The following is a 15,467-nucleotide window of genomic DNA, read 5'->3' on the forward strand; positions in this document are numbered from 1 at the left end:
TGAACAGGTCGAGACTCCATGGAATTACGCGAGTGGCTCATCATTCTGGGACTGGTGCTGGTCGTCGTCATCGTGATCGATGGGGCGCGTCGCTACCGCAGGCAGAAGCAGATTCCCCGGCTCGACGAGGGCGGGGATGCCAACGAACAGGAAAAACGCGGCAAGGCCCTCGACTGGGAGCTGCCCAACGGCGGCGCGCGGGTGGTCGAGTCGGCGCGGGTGGCGCCTCCCGAATCCAACGTGTCGCTGTTCGAGCGCCGCGGGATGAAGACCAAGCTGCCGTTCGCTCGTACCGAGCGTGCGGTCGAGGCATCGCGTCACGAGCCCAAGCTCGCGCTGGCCGATGGCGAGGAGGAGGCCTACCTGAGCACCTCCTCCTCACCGCTGGCGATGGCCGACTACCGCGCGAGCGAACACGGCGAAGAGGTGGTCGAGCGATTCGACACGAGCGCGCGCGAGGAGTCGCGGCTCGAGGCCGGAGCGCCGCTCGAACATGACGAAGAGCTCGAGTGGGACGAGCGCGAGTTCGAGGATGAAGAGCATGCCGAGCACGAAGAAGAGGGCAAGCCCAAGCCTGCGCGCGAGGCGAGCGCGCGCGAAGGCTTCCAGCGCTTCGAAGGTGAAGACGAGCATGTCGATGATCCCCGCTATGAAGGGCTTTCCGAGATACTCTTCCGTCGCCCGATGGACGGCGTCGCGCGACTGCAGGAAGCCGCCGCCGAGCGTCGCGAGCAGCGCGCGATCAAGCGTGAGGAGGCGCGCGTTCGCCGGCTCGAGGAGCGTGCCCGGCGTGCCGAGGAGAAGGCTCGACGCAGGGAAGAGAAGGAGCGCCAGGCCGAGGAGCTGCGGCTGAGGCGCGAGGAAGAGCGCAAGAAGCGCGAGGCGCAGGAGCGCGAAGAGCGCGAGCGCCGTGCGCAGCAGCAGGCGCTCTCGGCGCCCGAGCGTGGCGAAGATGGCCGTGGACTGCCTGACCTGGACCGCTTCGGCGCCAAGCGGGAGTTCGACGATGACGACGATCCGCTCTTCGCCCCGCGCCGCCGTGCCGACGAGGAGTACCAGCGCGCCGGCGATGCGGGCTTCGAACCGGAGTTCGAGCAGCGCCATGATCGAGACCCTAGGGAGTATCGGCGAGGCGCTGATCAGGACGAGTACCTGGACGGTCATCACGACGATGCGCCTCGCGGCGGCCGCGCCGCTGAGTCCTACCGGGACGATGATCGCCGTTTTGCCGACGAGCCGCGCGATTACGATCGAGCCGAACGGGGGCGTACGCCTGCGCCGGAACTGCATCCAGTGATCGAACGCGCACTGCGTCACCGGGTGTCGGGCAGTGACGCGCTGCACGTGCTTGGCGATGCCGAGGAGGTGCTGGTGATCAATGTGGTCGCGCGCGATGGCGAGCGCTTCCACGGTATCGATCTGCTCCAGCTGCTGCTCGCCTGCGGGTTGCGCTACAGCCCGGAGGGTGGGCTCTTTCACCGCTTCGAGACCGAGGCCGAGCAGAGTCCGCTGCAGTTCTCGGTGGTCAATGCGCTCAAGCCCGGGAGCTTTCCGATCGAGGAGATGGAGACTTTCTCCACCCGCGGGGTGACCTTCCTGATGCCGCTGCCCTCCGCCGATGATTCGAGCGGTGCTTTCGATGCGATGTTCGAGACCGCCAAGGTGCTGGTCAGGAATCTCAATGGTGAGCTGCGCGACGAGCAGCAGAGCGTGATGACCGCTCAGACGGTCGAGTTCACCCGCCAGCGAGTGCATGAGTTCGAACGTCGAATGCGGCTCTATCGCCAGTCGCGTTGATCCTGCCTGCCCCGCAAGCGGCGCAGCCCCCTGATGGGGCTGCGCCGTTTCGCTTTGGTCGCGCCAAGTGTCTCGGGCTTGTCTCCCAGCTGCTAGAATCTGGGCGACCAGACCGAGGCGCCTTCGAGCGCCGACCGCCCTCCTGCCTGACTGGGTAACCCTGTGAGCCGTGCCGAGACTTCCTCCGAGGTGGTGGCTGAAGTGAATGCGCTTCGCCAGCAGATCGAAGATGCCAACCACCGTTACTACGTAGAGAACCAAGCCGCGATTCCCGATGTCGAGTACGACCGGATGATGCGCCGGCTGCAAACCCTCGAGCTAGAGCATCCCGAATGCGCCAGCGCCGATTCGCCGACCCAGCGGGTCGGCGCCAAGATCGCCGAAGGCTTCCCACCGGTCGAGCACAGCGTGCCGATGCTCTCGTTGGACAATGCTTTCGATGACGATGAGCTGCGTGCCTTCGTCAAGCGTGCCGCCGAGCGTCTCGAGCGTGATGCCGAGGCGTTGACCTTCTGCTGCGAGCCCAAGCTCGACGGCCTTGCCGTTTCACTGATCTATCGCGATGGTCGGCTGGACCAGGGCGCGACCCGCGGAGATGGACGGGTCGGCGAGGGGATCACCAGCAACCTGCGCACGCTGCGCTCGATTCCATTGCGCCTGCGCGGAAGCGACCATCCATCGCTGCTCGAAGTGCGCGGCGAGGTCTATATGAGCCGCCCGGGCTTCGAGCGGTTCAACGAAAGCGCACGCCTGGAGGGCGGCAAGGTATTCGCCAATCCGCGCAACGCAGCCGCCGGCAGCCTGCGCCAGCTTGATCCCCAGATCGCCGCGGCGCGGCCGTTGGAGTTCTGCGCCTATCAGGTCGCCCAGCTCGAGGGAGCCGAATGGGAAGAAACCCACTCGGCGATGATGGCGCGGCTGCGCGAGTGGGGTTTCCGCACCAGCCCCGAGCTCGCCGTGGCCCAGGGTGCCGAGGGCATCGTCGCATTCTGCCGAGGCCTCGGCGAGCGGCGCGAGCGGCTCGACTACGACATCGATGGCGCGGTGCTCAAGATCGATTCGCTGCGCGATCAGCGCGAGCTTGGTTTCGTCTCCCGCGCGCCGCGCTGGGCGATCGCGTATAAGTATCCCGCCCAGGAGCAAATCACCCAGCTCAAGGCGGTGGAGTTCCAGGTCGGGCGGGTCGGCACGCTCACGCCGGTGGCCAAGCTCGAGCCGGTGCAGGTCGCCGGGGTCACCGTCTCCAATGCGACGCTGCACAATATGGATGAGGTCGAGCGCCTCGGCGTGCGGATCGGCGACTATGTGATCGTTCGCCGCGCGGGCGACGTGATTCCCCAGGTAGTCCAGGTGGTGATCGACCGGCGCCCTGAGCGGACCGAAGAGATCCTGATGCCCGAGCACTGCCCGATATGCGGTGCCGAGGTCGAGAGACTCGAAGGCGAGGTCGCCGCACGCTGCTCCGGCGGGCTGTTCTGTCCCGCCCAGCGCAAGGAGGCGTTGAAGCACTTCGCCAGCCGACGCGCGATGGATATCGATGGTCTCGGCGAGAAGCTGATCGACCAGCTGGTCGAGCGCGGTATGGTCGAGACCCCGGCGGATCTGTTCTGGCTCGAAGCCCCGACCCTTGCCGAGCTGCCCCGCATGGCCGAGAAGTCCGCCGCCAATCTGATTCAGGCGCTCGAGCGCGCTCGGCACACCACGCTCGCCCGTTTCATCTATGCGCTCGGCATCCGCGAGGTCGGCGAAACCACCGCAGCGACCCTGGCGCGCCATTTCGGCACGCTCAAGGCGTTGATGGCGGCGGACGCTGAGGCGCTGGTCCAGGCGCCGGACGTCGGCCCGGTGGTCGCCGAGCACGTGGAGACCTTCTTCGCCCAGGCCCATAACCGCGAGACCATCGATGCCTTGATCGACGCCGGAGTGAAGTGGCAGGAGGTCGAGATCGAGGCGCGTCCGCGCCCGCTCGAAGGCCAGACCTGGGTGCTCACCGGGTCGCTCGAGGAGATGAGCCGCGATCAGGCGCGCGACCGGCTGATCGGTCTGGGTGCCAAGGTCAGTGGCAGCGTGTCGAAGAAGACCCGCTGCGTGGTCGCCGGACCCGGCGCGGGTAGCAAGCTCGCCAAGGCTGAGGAGCTCGGCGTAGAGGTGATCGATGAGCAGGCCTTCCTCGCTCGTCTGGTCGAGTTCGAAAGCGGCGCAGGGGGTGATGCATGAACGGCTTCGAGGATCGCTTCATCACCGTGCCGGCGACGATGCTGCCGGAAGAGCTGCGTCGCGCCCTGCTCGGTGAGTTCGCTACTCGCCAGGGCTACGACAGCGGGGACACCGGCGAGGGCGAGCGTGGATGGGTCGACGAGCTGGAAGCGCAGCTGTCGAGGGGAGAGCTTCTGATCATCCACGATTTGCTCACCGAGACCACCGAAGTGATGACCCCCGAGCAGCGTAGGCGTTTCATCCGCCGCTTCGACGAGCTGGACGATGACCAGCCAGGCTGAACGAGAAAGACGCGCCACCAGGCTGAGTCGTAGCGGGCGCGGCGGGGTGCTGGTGGCGCCGAGGCGGCGCCCGCGCATCTCTCTGGCGCTGCAGGTCTGGCTGCTGGTGCTGAGCATGATCGCCGCCGCCCTGGGGCTCGCCTATGTGCTGTTCGATCGGCAGATGGAGGTCAGCGCCCGTATCCTCCAGGAACATCGGCTGCTCAACCTCGCTGAGCTGATCGCCGATCGTGAATCCTCCCGCGGGGCGCTTGAAGCTTCTCCCGGAAGTCCCGAGCGCGCCGCGTTCGCCACCCAGATCCAGCGCTGGCGCGAGCGGCTCGGCGTCGACTACATCGTGGTGATGGATCTCCAGGGGCTGCGTCTCTCGCATCCCGATCCTTCGCGGATCGGTGGGCGCTACGATGGCGGTGACGAAGGACCTGCGCTGCGCGGCGAGCACTATGTCTCGCGCGCGGCGGGCAGCATCGGCGAGGCGATACGCGGCTATGCCCCGGTGCGCGACAGCGATGGCGTGCAGCTCGGTGCGGTCGCGGTCGGGATCACGCTCAGCCGCATTGCGCTACTCGACAGCGCCAGCCGCAGTACGGTGCTGTTCGGCCTGGCATTCATCGTAGCGCTCGGCTCGCTTGGAGCGTTCACCTTGGCCTGGTCGATCCGGCGGCGGTTGATGGGGATGGAGCCTGAGCAGATCGCGCGGCTGGTCAACGAGCGCCACGCGATGCTCGACTCGCTGCGTGAAGGCGTGATCGCCACCGACGACGCCAGCCGGGTCGTGCTGATCAACCCGTCGGGGCGGCGGATGCTGCTCGACGCAGGCCTCTTGGCGATGGAGCCAGGGCACAGTGCGACCCCTTTGTTCGGCGCCGAGGTCGCCCAGCGCGTGCTGGCCCAGGGCGAGGAGGTGGTCGATCTCGGCGTGCGCTGCGGTGACGGCGTGTTCATCGCCAGTTACCGGCCGATTCGGCTCAAGGGGCGGGTGATCGGGGCGATCATGACCTTCCGCGAGCGTGGCGAGGTGCAGCGTCATGCCGAGGAGCTCACCGGCGTGCGCCGCTACGCCGAAGCGCTGCGTGCCAATACCCACGAGTTCAAGAACCGTCTCCACGTGATCCAGGGCCTGGTCCAGCTTGGCGACATCTCCCGGCTGCGCCTTTATCTACGCGAGCTGATCGAGCATGGCGCGATCACGCCCGGCGCTACCTTCGAGCGCCTGCGCGAACCGATCCTCGCAGCCTTTTTGCTCGGCAAGCGCAGCGAGGCGACCGAGCGGGGCGTGGCCCTGAGCATCAGCGTGGAAAACGAGATTCCCCCCGCGCTCGAACACGACCAGGCCCATTCGCTGGTGACCATCATCGGCAATCTGGTCGAAAATGCCCTCGAGGCAGTGGCGCAGCGTTCCCAGCCCGAAGTGCTACTGTTGCTCGAATACGACGAGGTCACCCAGTCGCTTTCGCTGCATGTGCAGGACAACGGGCCCGGTATCGCGCCGGCGCTGCGCGAGCGGATCTTCGATCATGGCTTCTCGAGCAAGGGTGAGGGGCGCGGCGTGGGGCTCTACCTGGTGCGTGAGTACGTCGAACTCGCCGAAGGCACGCTCTCGCTCTACTCCGAGCCCGAACGCGGGACCCTGATAGAAGTGACCTATCCCTTTACTGCGACTAGGGACGTCAGCGCGCCCTAGTGCCTTTTGAGCGCTATCAGCCTGGAGCTTTCGATGTTTGCCAGCCAGCCCGCGCAGGTGATGATCGTCGAGGACGATCCCATGGTGATGAAGCTCAATGTCGAGTATCTCGCCCGTATCGAAGGGGCGGTGCTCGCCGCCCAGGCAGTCGATGTCGCCAGTGCCCAGCGACTGCTCGAGGAGAACGAAGAGATAGATATCGTGCTGCTCGACGTCTACCTCGGTGGCCAGAGCGGCTTGATCCTGGCCCGCTGGCTCAGCCAGCGTCAGCGCGACGTCGATGTGATCCTGATCACCGCTGCCTCCGAAGCCGAAGCGGTACGCACCGCTCGGCGTCTGCGGGTGAGCGACTACCTGGTCAAGCCGTTCGAGTTCGAGCGTTTTCGCCAGGCGCTGAACGATTGCATCCGACAGCGCGCGGTGCTTGCGCGGGTCGATGATCAGGTCGATCAACGCACCCTCGATGGGCTGTTTCGTCTCCAGCCCAACGGCGGCGGGCGCCACGACGACCTGCCCAAGGGATTGACCAGCCACAGCCTGGCCCAGGTCGCGGAGGCGGTACTGCTGTTCGCCGACGATCCCTTCACCACCGAGGCACTCGCCGAAGGGACCGGGATGTCCCGGGTCTCGGTGCGCAAGTACCTCAAGTACCTGATCGAGCTGCAGGCGATCAGCGAATCCTTCGCCTATGGCCAGATCGGCCGGCCTTCGTTCACCTACCAGTCGCTCGATCGCAGGCTCTTGGAGCGCTGCGCCGGGCGTTGAGCTCGTCGCTCGACTTCGACGGATTGGTGCTCAAATGGAAACACTGAGATTCCGAATACTCTGTGTTAATTCTTAATGAGCGAACTATAATTCCATTCATCCAATCGGTTAGCCCGATTGGGCATTGGATCGAAGGCTGCGAGAGAGTCTTCCAGGCGAACCCTGTTGATCAAGTGCTTCAAGGTGTATGTGCGTATTGCAGGCCCTATGGGCCTGCTTCAGACTGCTGACGAACCCTGCCTTTACAGGCAGGGTTCGTCATTTCAGTTCAAACCACCCACTTTGCGTGCAGATACCCAGGGAATCGGTAGATGACGGTCATGGCGCTCATCAACGCCTCACAGCGCCGTTGAACAACGCTCCAGGCCCCAAAAATGGATGAAAATAGCCGGCGCATCCGCGCCAAGGCCATCTTCTTCAGGTTTTGGCAGGCTGCGGCGAGCAGACACTGCTCTCTCACCCGAGCCAGCCCCCGCATCCGAGCGTAGCGATGGCCGTGTAGCTGTTTGGCATCGGCGAAGCTTCGCTCCACCGTCTCCTTTCGTCGCTTGTAGAGCCCTCGCCCATAGTCGCTCAACCGGTGGCTCTCGATACGCTCCTTGGCGTCCTCCCAGACGTGCCGGGTCACCAGCTTGGTGTGATTGGCGCTTCTCGTGCAGGAAGTCAGTCGTGGGCAGTGCCGACAAATGGCAGGGTCACTGCGGTAGTGCCGATAACCATGGCGGTCGGTGGTGGCGTAGATCAGCCCGTGTCGCTCTGGACAGAGATAGGCATCCTGCTCGGCCTCGTAAACGAAGGCCCGCTTGGGCAGATAGCCCTCACGTTTATTAGGACGGCGGTAACCGATGACGCCATAGAGATCGCGTTCTTCGATGCCTTGGCAAAGGGCGGCGGTGAAATACCCAGCGTCTAATCCCACCGCGAGCGGCGCTAGATCGAAACGTTGGCATTGGTGGTCGAGCCGCGCGAGATAAGGCGTGCTATCCGCCACGTTGGCAGGAGTCACGTAGGTATCGGTGATGATCGCGCATCGGCCATCGACGGTACGGTGATCGAGGTAGAAAAAGCCGGTGGGTTTGCCATCTCGCACCATGTAGCCACTGTCGGGGTCGGTAGTGCTGATCTTCTTCTCGACCGTCTCGGTGACTGCGGCACGTGGCGTCAGTGCTTTTTTCCGTGCTTGGCACGATCCTCCTCGACGGCGTCATCCAGGGCATCGAGATAGCCGGCGGTGCTCCGCTGAACCTGCTCGCGTACGAAGCGCGTCTTGTTGGCGTTCGCCTTGAGGTGCGTGCTGTCGGTATAAAGCACTTCACCGCCCACCAGTCCTTGCACGATGGCCTGTTCGACCACGGTGTCGAAAATCTCCTGATGGATGGTGTTATCGCTGAAGCGTCGTCGTCGGTTCTGGCTGATCGTCGAGGCATCCGGCACCTTGTCGGTCAGGCTGAGACCGAGAAACCAGCGATAGGCGACGTTGACCTGGATCTCACGCATCAATTGGCGTTCGCTGCGCACCCCGAACAAGTAGCCGATGAACAAGGCCTTGAACAGCATGACGGGATCGAGCGCGGGGCGGCCATTATCGGCGCAGTAGAGATGGCGGACCTTGTCGCGGATGAAGGAGAAATCGAGGGTGGCGTCGATGTGACGCAGCAGGTGATCAGACGGCACCAGCTCTTCAAGCGTGACCATTTCGAGCTGATGTTGATGAGGAGAGGGCTCTCGCAGCACGGCGGCATACTCGCAAAGGGTATGCCTTCATCAAAACAAAGCCCTGGCGGTGAGGCCAGGACTTTGTCAGCAGTCTGTTGCAGGCCCTATGGGCCTGCTTTTTTTTGTCCTCGATTTCTTCGCGTCGCCTCGAGCCGATAGCTCTTGCCGCGGGTTTTCCGCCGGCGAGGCGCCGTCGAGCTAGCCTTGGGAGCGGATCAGCCCGGCGATGATCCGGCGCCCTGGGTCGAGGTGATCGACCAGGGCGAGTTCCATCGGTGCGGGTTCGCCGCTGATCCTGGAGGCGATCAGCTCGGCGGCGAGCGGGGCGCTGACCATGCCGCGTGAGCCGTGGGCGGTGCTGACCCAGAGGCCCGGGTGGCGTCTTCCCTCCACGGCTGGAACGCGCCGTGCGTCCTTGCTCAGCGCGGCGTAGGCGCTGAGCCACTGCTCCAGATCCGGTGCCGCTCCGACGAACGGCGACTTGTCCGGGCTCGCGGTGCGAATACCGACCCGGGCACCGGCGCTGAGTGGCTCGACTCCCTGCGCCTCGAGTGAGGCGACCAGCGCGGGCAGCGCATGCGAGAACTCGAGCAAATTGCTGCGGGTCTCCTCTTCACGCGGGGCGAGCTCGCTGTCATTGACCTTGAAGCTGGCACCGAACAGCTGCACTCCCCGATACGCTGGAGGCGCATAGCCGCCGGCGCAGACCACGCAGCCGAGCCTCGGCGCATGTTCCCCTACCTCGAGCTCGCTGACCTGGCCACGCACCGGGGTGAGCGGCAGGTGGGCGAGCTGGGCGAAGCGCTTGGCGTTGCGGGCGCAGCAGATGACCACCTGGTCGACGTCCAGCGTGCCGTGGTCATCGAGGGCAAGGCGCCAGCCGTCGTCGAACCGGCTCAGCGCCGTCACTTCGCGCAGGCTGAGGGTGATGTGCGGATGGCTGATCAGCCGCTGGCACAGGGCGTGCGGGTCGAGCCAGCCTCCCTGTGGATAGTGGAGCGCATGCATTGCATGACTGAGATCGGTGTTCGCGAGCTGTCCGGCGCGGGCGGCATCGACGCCTTCGACCACGCTGGTAGGCAGTGAATGGGTATCGAGGAAGCGCCGCTGGCGCTCGGCCGCCGTGGGCGTCAGCGCCAAGTCGAGCGTACCGCAGTCGGACCAAACCGAGCGTGCGGGGTCGAGCCGCGCCAGCAGGCGATGCAGATGGAGGAGGGCGGCGAGATAGAACCGGCTCTGCAGGTTGGTCGCCACCGCCAGCTTGACGTAGAGCGCCGCCTGGCGATTGCCCGAGGCGGCGTGCGCGACGCCGAGCGGGTCGATCAGGGTGACCCGATGGCCGCGGCGGGCCAGCGAATGGGCGACGCTGGCACCGGCGATACCGGCACCGACCACCGCGACTCGCTGCAGGCCCCGTGCGGATTCGCCCTGCGCGGCGTACCAGGGCGTCGCCACGCGGCGCTGGTCGGGGAGTGCGGTGGCCAGCCGCCCGCGCAGCATCTCACGCTTGCGCCCGAAGCCAGGCACCTTCTCGCAGTTGAACCCGACGCCGGCCAGTCCGCGCTTGACCACGCCCGCGCAGGTGAACGTCGCGAAGCAGGCACCGGGATGGCTGAGCCGCGAGATCGCGGCGAACAGCGCCTCGCTCCACATTCGCGGATTCTTCGACGGGGCGAATCCATCGAGGAACCAGGCATCGACCCGGCCATCGAGCTGGCCCAGCCGCTCCTCGGCCTCGCCGAAGTGAAGATCCAGGGTGCAACGCTCGTCGAGCTCGAGGCGGTGGACACCGAGCAGCGGTTGGGGCCACTGCTCGATCAATCGTCTCGCCTTGTCGGCGAATTCCGGCCAGGCGCCGAGCGCGCGAGCAAGATCCGCAGCCGAGAAGGGGTAGCGCTCCACCGAGACGAAGTGCAGCCGCGCCGAGGCGGGTGCGTGGCGCTCGAACGCAGCCCAGGCGCACAGCAGGTTGAGGCCCGAGCCGAAGCCGGTCTCCGCGATCACGAACGGACGGGACTGGTCCCAGGCGGCGAACCGCTGGGGCAGCAGGTTGTTGTCGATGAACACGTGCTCGGTCTCGCGCCGGCCATCCTCGCGGGAGAAGTAGACGTCATCGAACTCGAGCGCTTCGGGGGCATCGTCGCGCCAGCGCAGCCGGGCTTGCTCGAGTCCGGTAAGGGGGGCGATTGGAACGGTGTGGTGGGTAGACATGTCGAGGCATTCTTGGCGGGCGCGAGGGGCGCCATTATGCGATGCCCGGCCGACCGATTTGAAGGCGGGGTGTGCCGGCGGCGCGTGGGATACCTTCGGCGTGACTAGGTCTTCGGCCTGGGCCTCAATCTAAGTGCTCAAAAAATGGACAGTTTTTTCGCCGCGCCGTGCGGTATGAGATGGCGAAGGTTATCCCGGTCGGGTTTCACAAGGTTATCCACAGAAGCTGTGCATTAACTCGCACTGATGCGTGGATAAAAAAAGCGCCGCGATAGCGACGCTTGATTTCAGCCTGCCTCGCGCCAGGCAGGAGCAAGGCAGAAGCATGGCGGGGTTTCAGGGCAGGACGCGATTGAACGGCTTCACCGTCACCCGGGCGTAGACACCAGCATCCATGTAGGGATCCTCGGCCGCCCACTGCTGCGCCTGCGCCAATGAGGCGAACTCGGCGACCACCAGGCTGCCGGTAAAGCCGGCGGCGCCGGGATCGGGGCTGTCGACCGCGGGGTGGGGGCCTGCGAGTACCAGCCGGCCTTCATCGCGCAGCCGCTCGATTCGGGCGAGGTGGGCGGGCCGGGCGGCGCGGCGTTTCTCGAGGCTCTCCTCGACGTCCTGACTGATGATCGCGTAGAGCATCACTGGTTTCCTTTCGTCGGTGGGTGATCATCGCCATGCGCGGCATGGCGGGCCATGTAGAGGCCTTGGGCGATGACGAACAAGAAGGTCAGGCCAAGCATGCCGAAGAGCTTGAAGTTGACCCAGGTCTCCTCGCTGTAATAAGTGAAGACGAACACATTGAGCGCGCCGAGGGCGACGAAGAAGCCGACCCAAGCGAGATTGAGCCGCGACCAGACCTGGGCCGGCAGGCTCACGCTCTTCTCCATCATCCGCTGGACCAGGGTCTTGCCGGCGCCGTCGCCCCGGCCCCACAGCGGCGAGAGCAAGAAAGCGACGGCGAACAGCCAGTTGACCACCGTTGGCTTCCACTTGATGAACTCGCCGTCCTGGAGCATCACGGTGGCACCGCCCAGCACCACTACCAGTGCCAGCGTCACCAGGTGCATCTTCTCGACCCGGCGATGGCGCCACCAGGTGTAGAGCACTTGCAAAAGCGTTGCGGGGATCAGTACCGCAGTGGCGAGGACCAGATCCTTGGTGAGGTGGTAGACCACGAAGAACACCAGGATCGGCAGGAAATCGACCAACATTTTCATTGCGTGCATTTCTCCACGGGCACGGGGCGTTTGGCTGCCGTGCGGGTGTCGTTGTTTGCGAAGCGGTTTGACCGCGCATCAATCGGACAGTCACTATACCCTTTCGAGCCGTACCTTCGGACCCGTATCGGGCAAAACTCCCGTCGAACTCACTCGCCTGGCTTTTGATCGCCGGGCCCGAGCAGCGGATGAGGTGCGGCGCCAAGACTTGGATGCCTGCCGTTGGCGGGTGTTCCCTTTCCAATCGATCGCAGATGACCCCTACCCAGTCGTTTCCCCTCGCGGCGCTGCCGGAACGTTTCCATCCCGAACTCAGTGGCATCGATCTGCACATGCACTCCATCGCCTCCGATGGGGCGCTTGCACCTGCCCAACTGATGAAGCTCTGCGCCGACAAGGCGGTGGGCTGGGCCGCACTCACCGATCACGACACCCTCGACGGTGTCGCCGAGGCGCGGCAGGCGGCCGAGGCCCACGGCATCGCGCTGCTCTGCGGGGTCGAGCTCTCGACCCAATGGGCTGGCGTCGGCATCCACGTGGTCGCCCTGCTGCCGGGCGGTGAAGCGCAGGCGCTCGTCGAGGGCTCGCCGATGGCCGAGGCGCTCAGGCTGCTCGAGCGCGCGCGCTGTGAGCGCGCCGAGCGCATCGCCGTCAGGCTCGAGAAGCTCGGTCTCGAAGACGCTTTGGCGCGCGCCCAGCGCCATGCCGGTGGCCGTGCGGCGGTGGGGCGGCCGCATTTCGCCCGTGCGATGGTCGAGGCCGGGCTGGTAGCCGACCAGGCCCAGGCGTTCAAGCGCTTTCTCGGCGCCGGTAAACTCGGCGACATCAAGGCGCTGTGGCCAGAGCTCGAGCAGGTGGTGGGGTGGATTCGCCAAGCCTCCGGCGTCGCCGTGCTAGCGCATCCGCTACGCTATGGGCTGACCCGCCGTCGCCTCGGTCTGCTGCTCGACGCCTTCAGCGCGGCGGGAGGCGAGGCCGCCGAGCTGGTCAGCGGCTATCAGAATCCCGATCGCGGGCGCGACCTTGCTCGGCTGCTCGGTGAGCGAAGCATGTACGCATCGCTCGGCAGCGACTTCCACGCACCGGGCGGGCCTTTGGCCCCAGGGCGCTACAGCCCGCCGCCGAGCAGCTCGGTGGCGCCGGTCTGGCGCCACCCGCGGCTGGCCGAATGGTTCGACGAGCGGCGCCCGCGAGGCTCAATCCAGGAGACGAGTGCATGAACCAGTTCCTCCAGATTCACCCAGAGACGCCGCAGAAGCGGCTGATCAGCCAGGCGGTGGAAGTCATTCGCCAAGGCGGGGTGATCGCCTATCCCACCGATTCGGGCTATGCGCTCGGCTGCTCGCTGGGCGAGAAGCGTGCGGTGGAGAGCATCAAGCGGCTGCGCGAGCTCGATGACAAGCACAACTTCACCCTGGTCTGCGCCGACCTGTCCGAGATCGGCACCTACGCCAAGGTCGACAACATGGTGTTCCGCCTGCTCAAGGCGCACACCCCTGGTCCCTACACTTTCATCCTCAATGCCACCAACGAGGTCCCGCGCCTCCTGCTTCATCCCAAGCGCCGCTCGATCGGCGTGCGCGTGCCGTCGCATCCGATCGCCCGCGCGCTGATCGATGAGTTGGGCATGCCGCTGATGAGCGTGACCTTGATTCCGCCGGGGGAGGAGCTGGCGATGACCGATCCCGAGGAAATTCGCGAGCGCTTCGGTCACCAGCTCGCCCTGGTGATCGACGGTGGCGCCTGTTCGCTTGAGCCGACCACGGTGGTCGACCTGCGCGAGCTGCCGCCGGTCGTGCTGCGCCGGGGCAAAGGGGATCCCACGCCGTTCGAATGAGGCTGAAGCGCGCTAGGCGGCCAGCGCCCGGGCCAGTGCCAGGGCGTCGCGGCCGCCGGCGGCATCGAGGACGCCACCGTGGCGCTGCAGGCGCTCGGCCAAGCGGTTGGCGCGTTCGGCATGCTCGGCGGCGGTATCCGCCAGCCGCCGCAGTGCGCTGATCGCGAAGGCCAGCTCATCGTGCGGTGCTTGGGCATCGGCGGCGCGGTCGAGGGCGTCGATCGCCGCTTCGAACAGCGCCGGGGCCCGGTCGGGCAGTGCGCCGGCGCCGGAGGGGGGATGGGCGAGCGCCGCGGCGCGGCTGGCTTTGCTTGCGTTGGATGGACGCAGCGCCACCCGCTCGGCGAGCTGCTCGGCCAGGCTCCAGAGGGCGGCGGGCGTACCTCGTTTGAGTTCGAGTTCCAGCTCGTCGATGGACCTTCGCTGTTCGCCGACCTCGATCGTGCCATGATCGATCGCCAGCTCGATCAGCGCGCCGCGATGCTCGATATCGAAGGCGATGCGTTCGAAGTCGGTGATGAATACCGGCCGCAGTCTCTCGAGCAGCGCGCGGTCGGCCAGCGCAGCGAGGCTGGGAGCCTGGCCTGCGAGCGCTTCGAGTACGTCGAGATCCAAACGCATCTCGCTGAGCCGCCACTGCCATTCGCCGCGTCGGCTCAGACCCCCTTCGCCATGGCCTGCGCTCTTCAGGGTCTGGATCACCGCGTCGCCTTCGCCCTGTCGCAGTCGCAGGGCAGCGCGCGCGCGCTCCAGGTCCCGCTCGGCGGTGTCGTAGTAGCGGTTGCCGAGCCTCATCGGCCGCGGCACGAGCGCGGCGAGCAGCGGATCCAGCAGCAGTGCCTCGCGCCCGCCGGGCGCGAAAACGAGCTTGAGTTCGATCTCCTCATCGGCGCCGCGGGTGTCGTCCTTGCCTGCCATGTTCGGGCTCCAGGGTGATTTTCGGTGACGGGGAAGGGGCCGAGTTTATATACTGGCGCCGCCATTCCCAATCGATAGTGCCGCCAATGGTCACGCCCAATCCTTTCTCTTCGCTGTTCGGTCGCTCGCCCTTCACGGCGCTGCTCGAACACATCAAGCAGACCTCCGCCTGCGCTGACCTGTTGCTGCCGTTCTATGCCGCGACCCTCGCTGGCGACTGGAGCGCTGCCGCCAAGCTGCGCGAGCGGATCAGCGAGCTCGAGAACGCAGCCGACGAGCTCAAGACCCAGGTGCGCCTCAACCTGCCGAACACCCTGTTCCTGCCGGTATCGCGCTCCGACCTGCTCGAGCTGGTCAGCGTCCAGGACAAGGTCGCCAACAAGGTGCGCGATATCGCCGGGATCATGTTCGGGCGCCAGATGGTCACGCCCGAACCGATGGTCGCCGGCATGCAGGAGTATCTCGAGACCGCGGTGGCCACCGTTCACCAGGCGCGCAAGGCGCTCTCCGAGCTCGATTCGCTGCTCGAGTCCGGCTTCGGGCGCAACGTTTCCAGCGTGCTCGACGGTCACCTTCGCGAACTGCACGAGTACGAGCATCGGGCCGACCAGCAGCAGATCGCGCTGCGACGCCAGCTGTTCGGGCTCGAAGCCGAGCTGCCGCCGGTCGATGTGATGTTCTTCTACAAGATCATCGAAAGCATCGGAAAGCTCTCCGACTGCGCCGAGCGCGTCGGCGGTCGATTGCAGATCCTGATGGCTCGCTAAGCATCCCTTCTCGCCGCTTCCAGCCACTGCGCCACGAAGCGCTCCGTTCCACGCGTGCCT

The 15,467-nt window shown here is 65.8% G+C and carries 13 protein-coding genes; 8 read left to right on the forward strand and 5 right to left on the reverse strand.

Annotated features, from left to right (window positions below; genetic code table 11):
* Window positions 1-18 precede the first annotated feature (18 nt).
* The 5 genes from A5892_RS20680 to A5892_RS06880 all read left to right on the forward strand — a co-directional run bounded on the left by A5892_RS20680 (window position 19) and on the right by A5892_RS06880 (window position 6,744).
* Complete coding sequence (locus A5892_RS20680; RefSeq protein ID WP_064122172.1) at window positions 19-1,797, forward strand: cell division protein ZipA C-terminal FtsZ-binding domain-containing protein; 1,779 nt, start codon at window positions 19-21, stop codon at window positions 1,795-1,797.
* Between the two features lie 162 nt (window positions 1,798-1,959).
* Window positions 1,960-4,014 carry an NAD-dependent DNA ligase LigA gene (gene ligA, locus A5892_RS06865; protein ID WP_064122173.1) on the forward strand — a complete coding sequence of 685 codons (2,055 nt, stop codon included), beginning with the start codon at window positions 1,960-1,962 and terminating at the stop codon, window positions 4,012-4,014.
* Window positions 4,011-4,295, forward strand: coding sequence for a YheU family protein (locus A5892_RS06870; RefSeq protein WP_064122174.1), 285 nt, complete (start codon window positions 4,011-4,013; stop codon window positions 4,293-4,295). Before ligA ends, A5892_RS06870 begins: the two co-directional genes overlap by 4 nt.
* On the forward strand, window positions 4,279-5,979 hold the full coding sequence (locus A5892_RS06875; RefSeq protein WP_082890311.1) for an ATP-binding protein: 1,701 nt from the start codon (window positions 4,279-4,281) through the stop codon (window positions 5,977-5,979). Before A5892_RS06870 ends, A5892_RS06875 begins: the two co-directional genes overlap by 17 nt.
* Window positions 5,980-6,012: 33 nt before the next feature.
* Complete coding sequence (locus A5892_RS06880) at window positions 6,013-6,744, forward strand: response regulator (protein WP_064122175.1); 732 nt, start codon at window positions 6,013-6,015, stop codon at window positions 6,742-6,744.
* A 268-nt stretch (window positions 6,745-7,012) separates the two neighbouring features.
* On the opposite strand, the gene A5892_RS19750 is transcribed toward A5892_RS06880, so the two are convergent.
* The 4 genes from A5892_RS19750 to A5892_RS06905 all read right to left on the reverse strand — a co-directional run bounded on the left by A5892_RS19750 (window position 7,013) and on the right by A5892_RS06905 (window position 11,885).
* A protein-coding gene (locus A5892_RS19750; RefSeq protein ID WP_411431756.1) for an IS1182 family transposase occupies window positions 7,013-8,478 on the reverse strand; the annotation gives its coding sequence in 2 pieces (ribosomal slippage) (window positions 7,013-7,906 and window positions 7,909-8,478; 1,464 coding nt in all).
* A gap of 180 nt (window positions 8,479-8,658) precedes the next feature.
* Window positions 8,659-10,671, reverse strand: a complete 2,013-nt coding sequence (gene mnmC / locus A5892_RS06895; protein ID WP_064122178.1) for a bifunctional tRNA (5-methylaminomethyl-2-thiouridine)(34)-methyltransferase MnmD/FAD-dependent 5-carboxymethylaminomethyl-2-thiouridine(34) oxidoreductase MnmC — start codon at window positions 10,669-10,671, stop codon at window positions 8,659-8,661.
* A gap of 336 nt (window positions 10,672-11,007) precedes the next feature.
* A complete protein-coding gene (locus tag A5892_RS06900) occupies window positions 11,008-11,307 on the reverse strand; it encodes a YciI family protein (RefSeq protein ID WP_064122179.1) in 300 nt (99 codons plus the stop codon).
* The gene (locus tag A5892_RS06905; protein WP_064122180.1) at window positions 11,307-11,885 is read right to left on the reverse strand and encodes a septation protein A; all 579 of its coding nucleotides are present in this window, start codon (window positions 11,883-11,885) and stop codon (window positions 11,307-11,309) included. The genes A5892_RS06900 and A5892_RS06905 overlap by 1 nt, the downstream gene beginning before the upstream one ends.
* A gap of 254 nt (window positions 11,886-12,139) precedes the next feature.
* On the opposite strand from A5892_RS06905, the gene A5892_RS06910 reads away from it, so the two are divergent.
* Window positions 12,140-13,105, forward strand: a complete 966-nt coding sequence (locus A5892_RS06910; RefSeq protein ID WP_064122181.1) for a PHP domain-containing protein — start codon at window positions 12,140-12,142, stop codon at window positions 13,103-13,105.
* Window positions 13,102-13,722 (forward strand): L-threonylcarbamoyladenylate synthase, encoded by a 621-nt coding sequence (locus A5892_RS06915; protein ID WP_064122182.1) that lies wholly within the window; start codon window positions 13,102-13,104, stop codon window positions 13,720-13,722. The genes A5892_RS06910 and A5892_RS06915 overlap by 4 nt, the downstream gene beginning before the upstream one ends.
* 12 nt (window positions 13,723-13,734) lie before the next feature.
* Here the strand turns inward: A5892_RS06915 and A5892_RS06920 are convergent, their stop codons facing one another.
* The gene (locus A5892_RS06920; protein WP_064122183.1) at window positions 13,735-14,640 is read right to left on the reverse strand and encodes a CYTH domain-containing protein; all 906 of its coding nucleotides are present in this window, start codon (window positions 14,638-14,640) and stop codon (window positions 13,735-13,737) included.
* 86 nt (window positions 14,641-14,726) lie between these two features.
* Here A5892_RS06920 and A5892_RS06925 point away from each other — a divergent pair, with 86 nt between their 5' ends.
* Complete coding sequence (locus A5892_RS06925) at window positions 14,727-15,407, forward strand: TIGR00153 family protein (RefSeq protein ID WP_064122184.1); 681 nt, start codon at window positions 14,727-14,729, stop codon at window positions 15,405-15,407.
* Window positions 15,408-15,467: the final 60 nt, after the last annotated feature.

It is taken from the genome of Halotalea alkalilenta (assembly GCF_001648175.1).
GTDB classification, from domain to species: Bacteria; Pseudomonadota; Gammaproteobacteria; order Pseudomonadales; family Halomonadaceae; genus Halotalea; species Halotalea alkalilenta_A.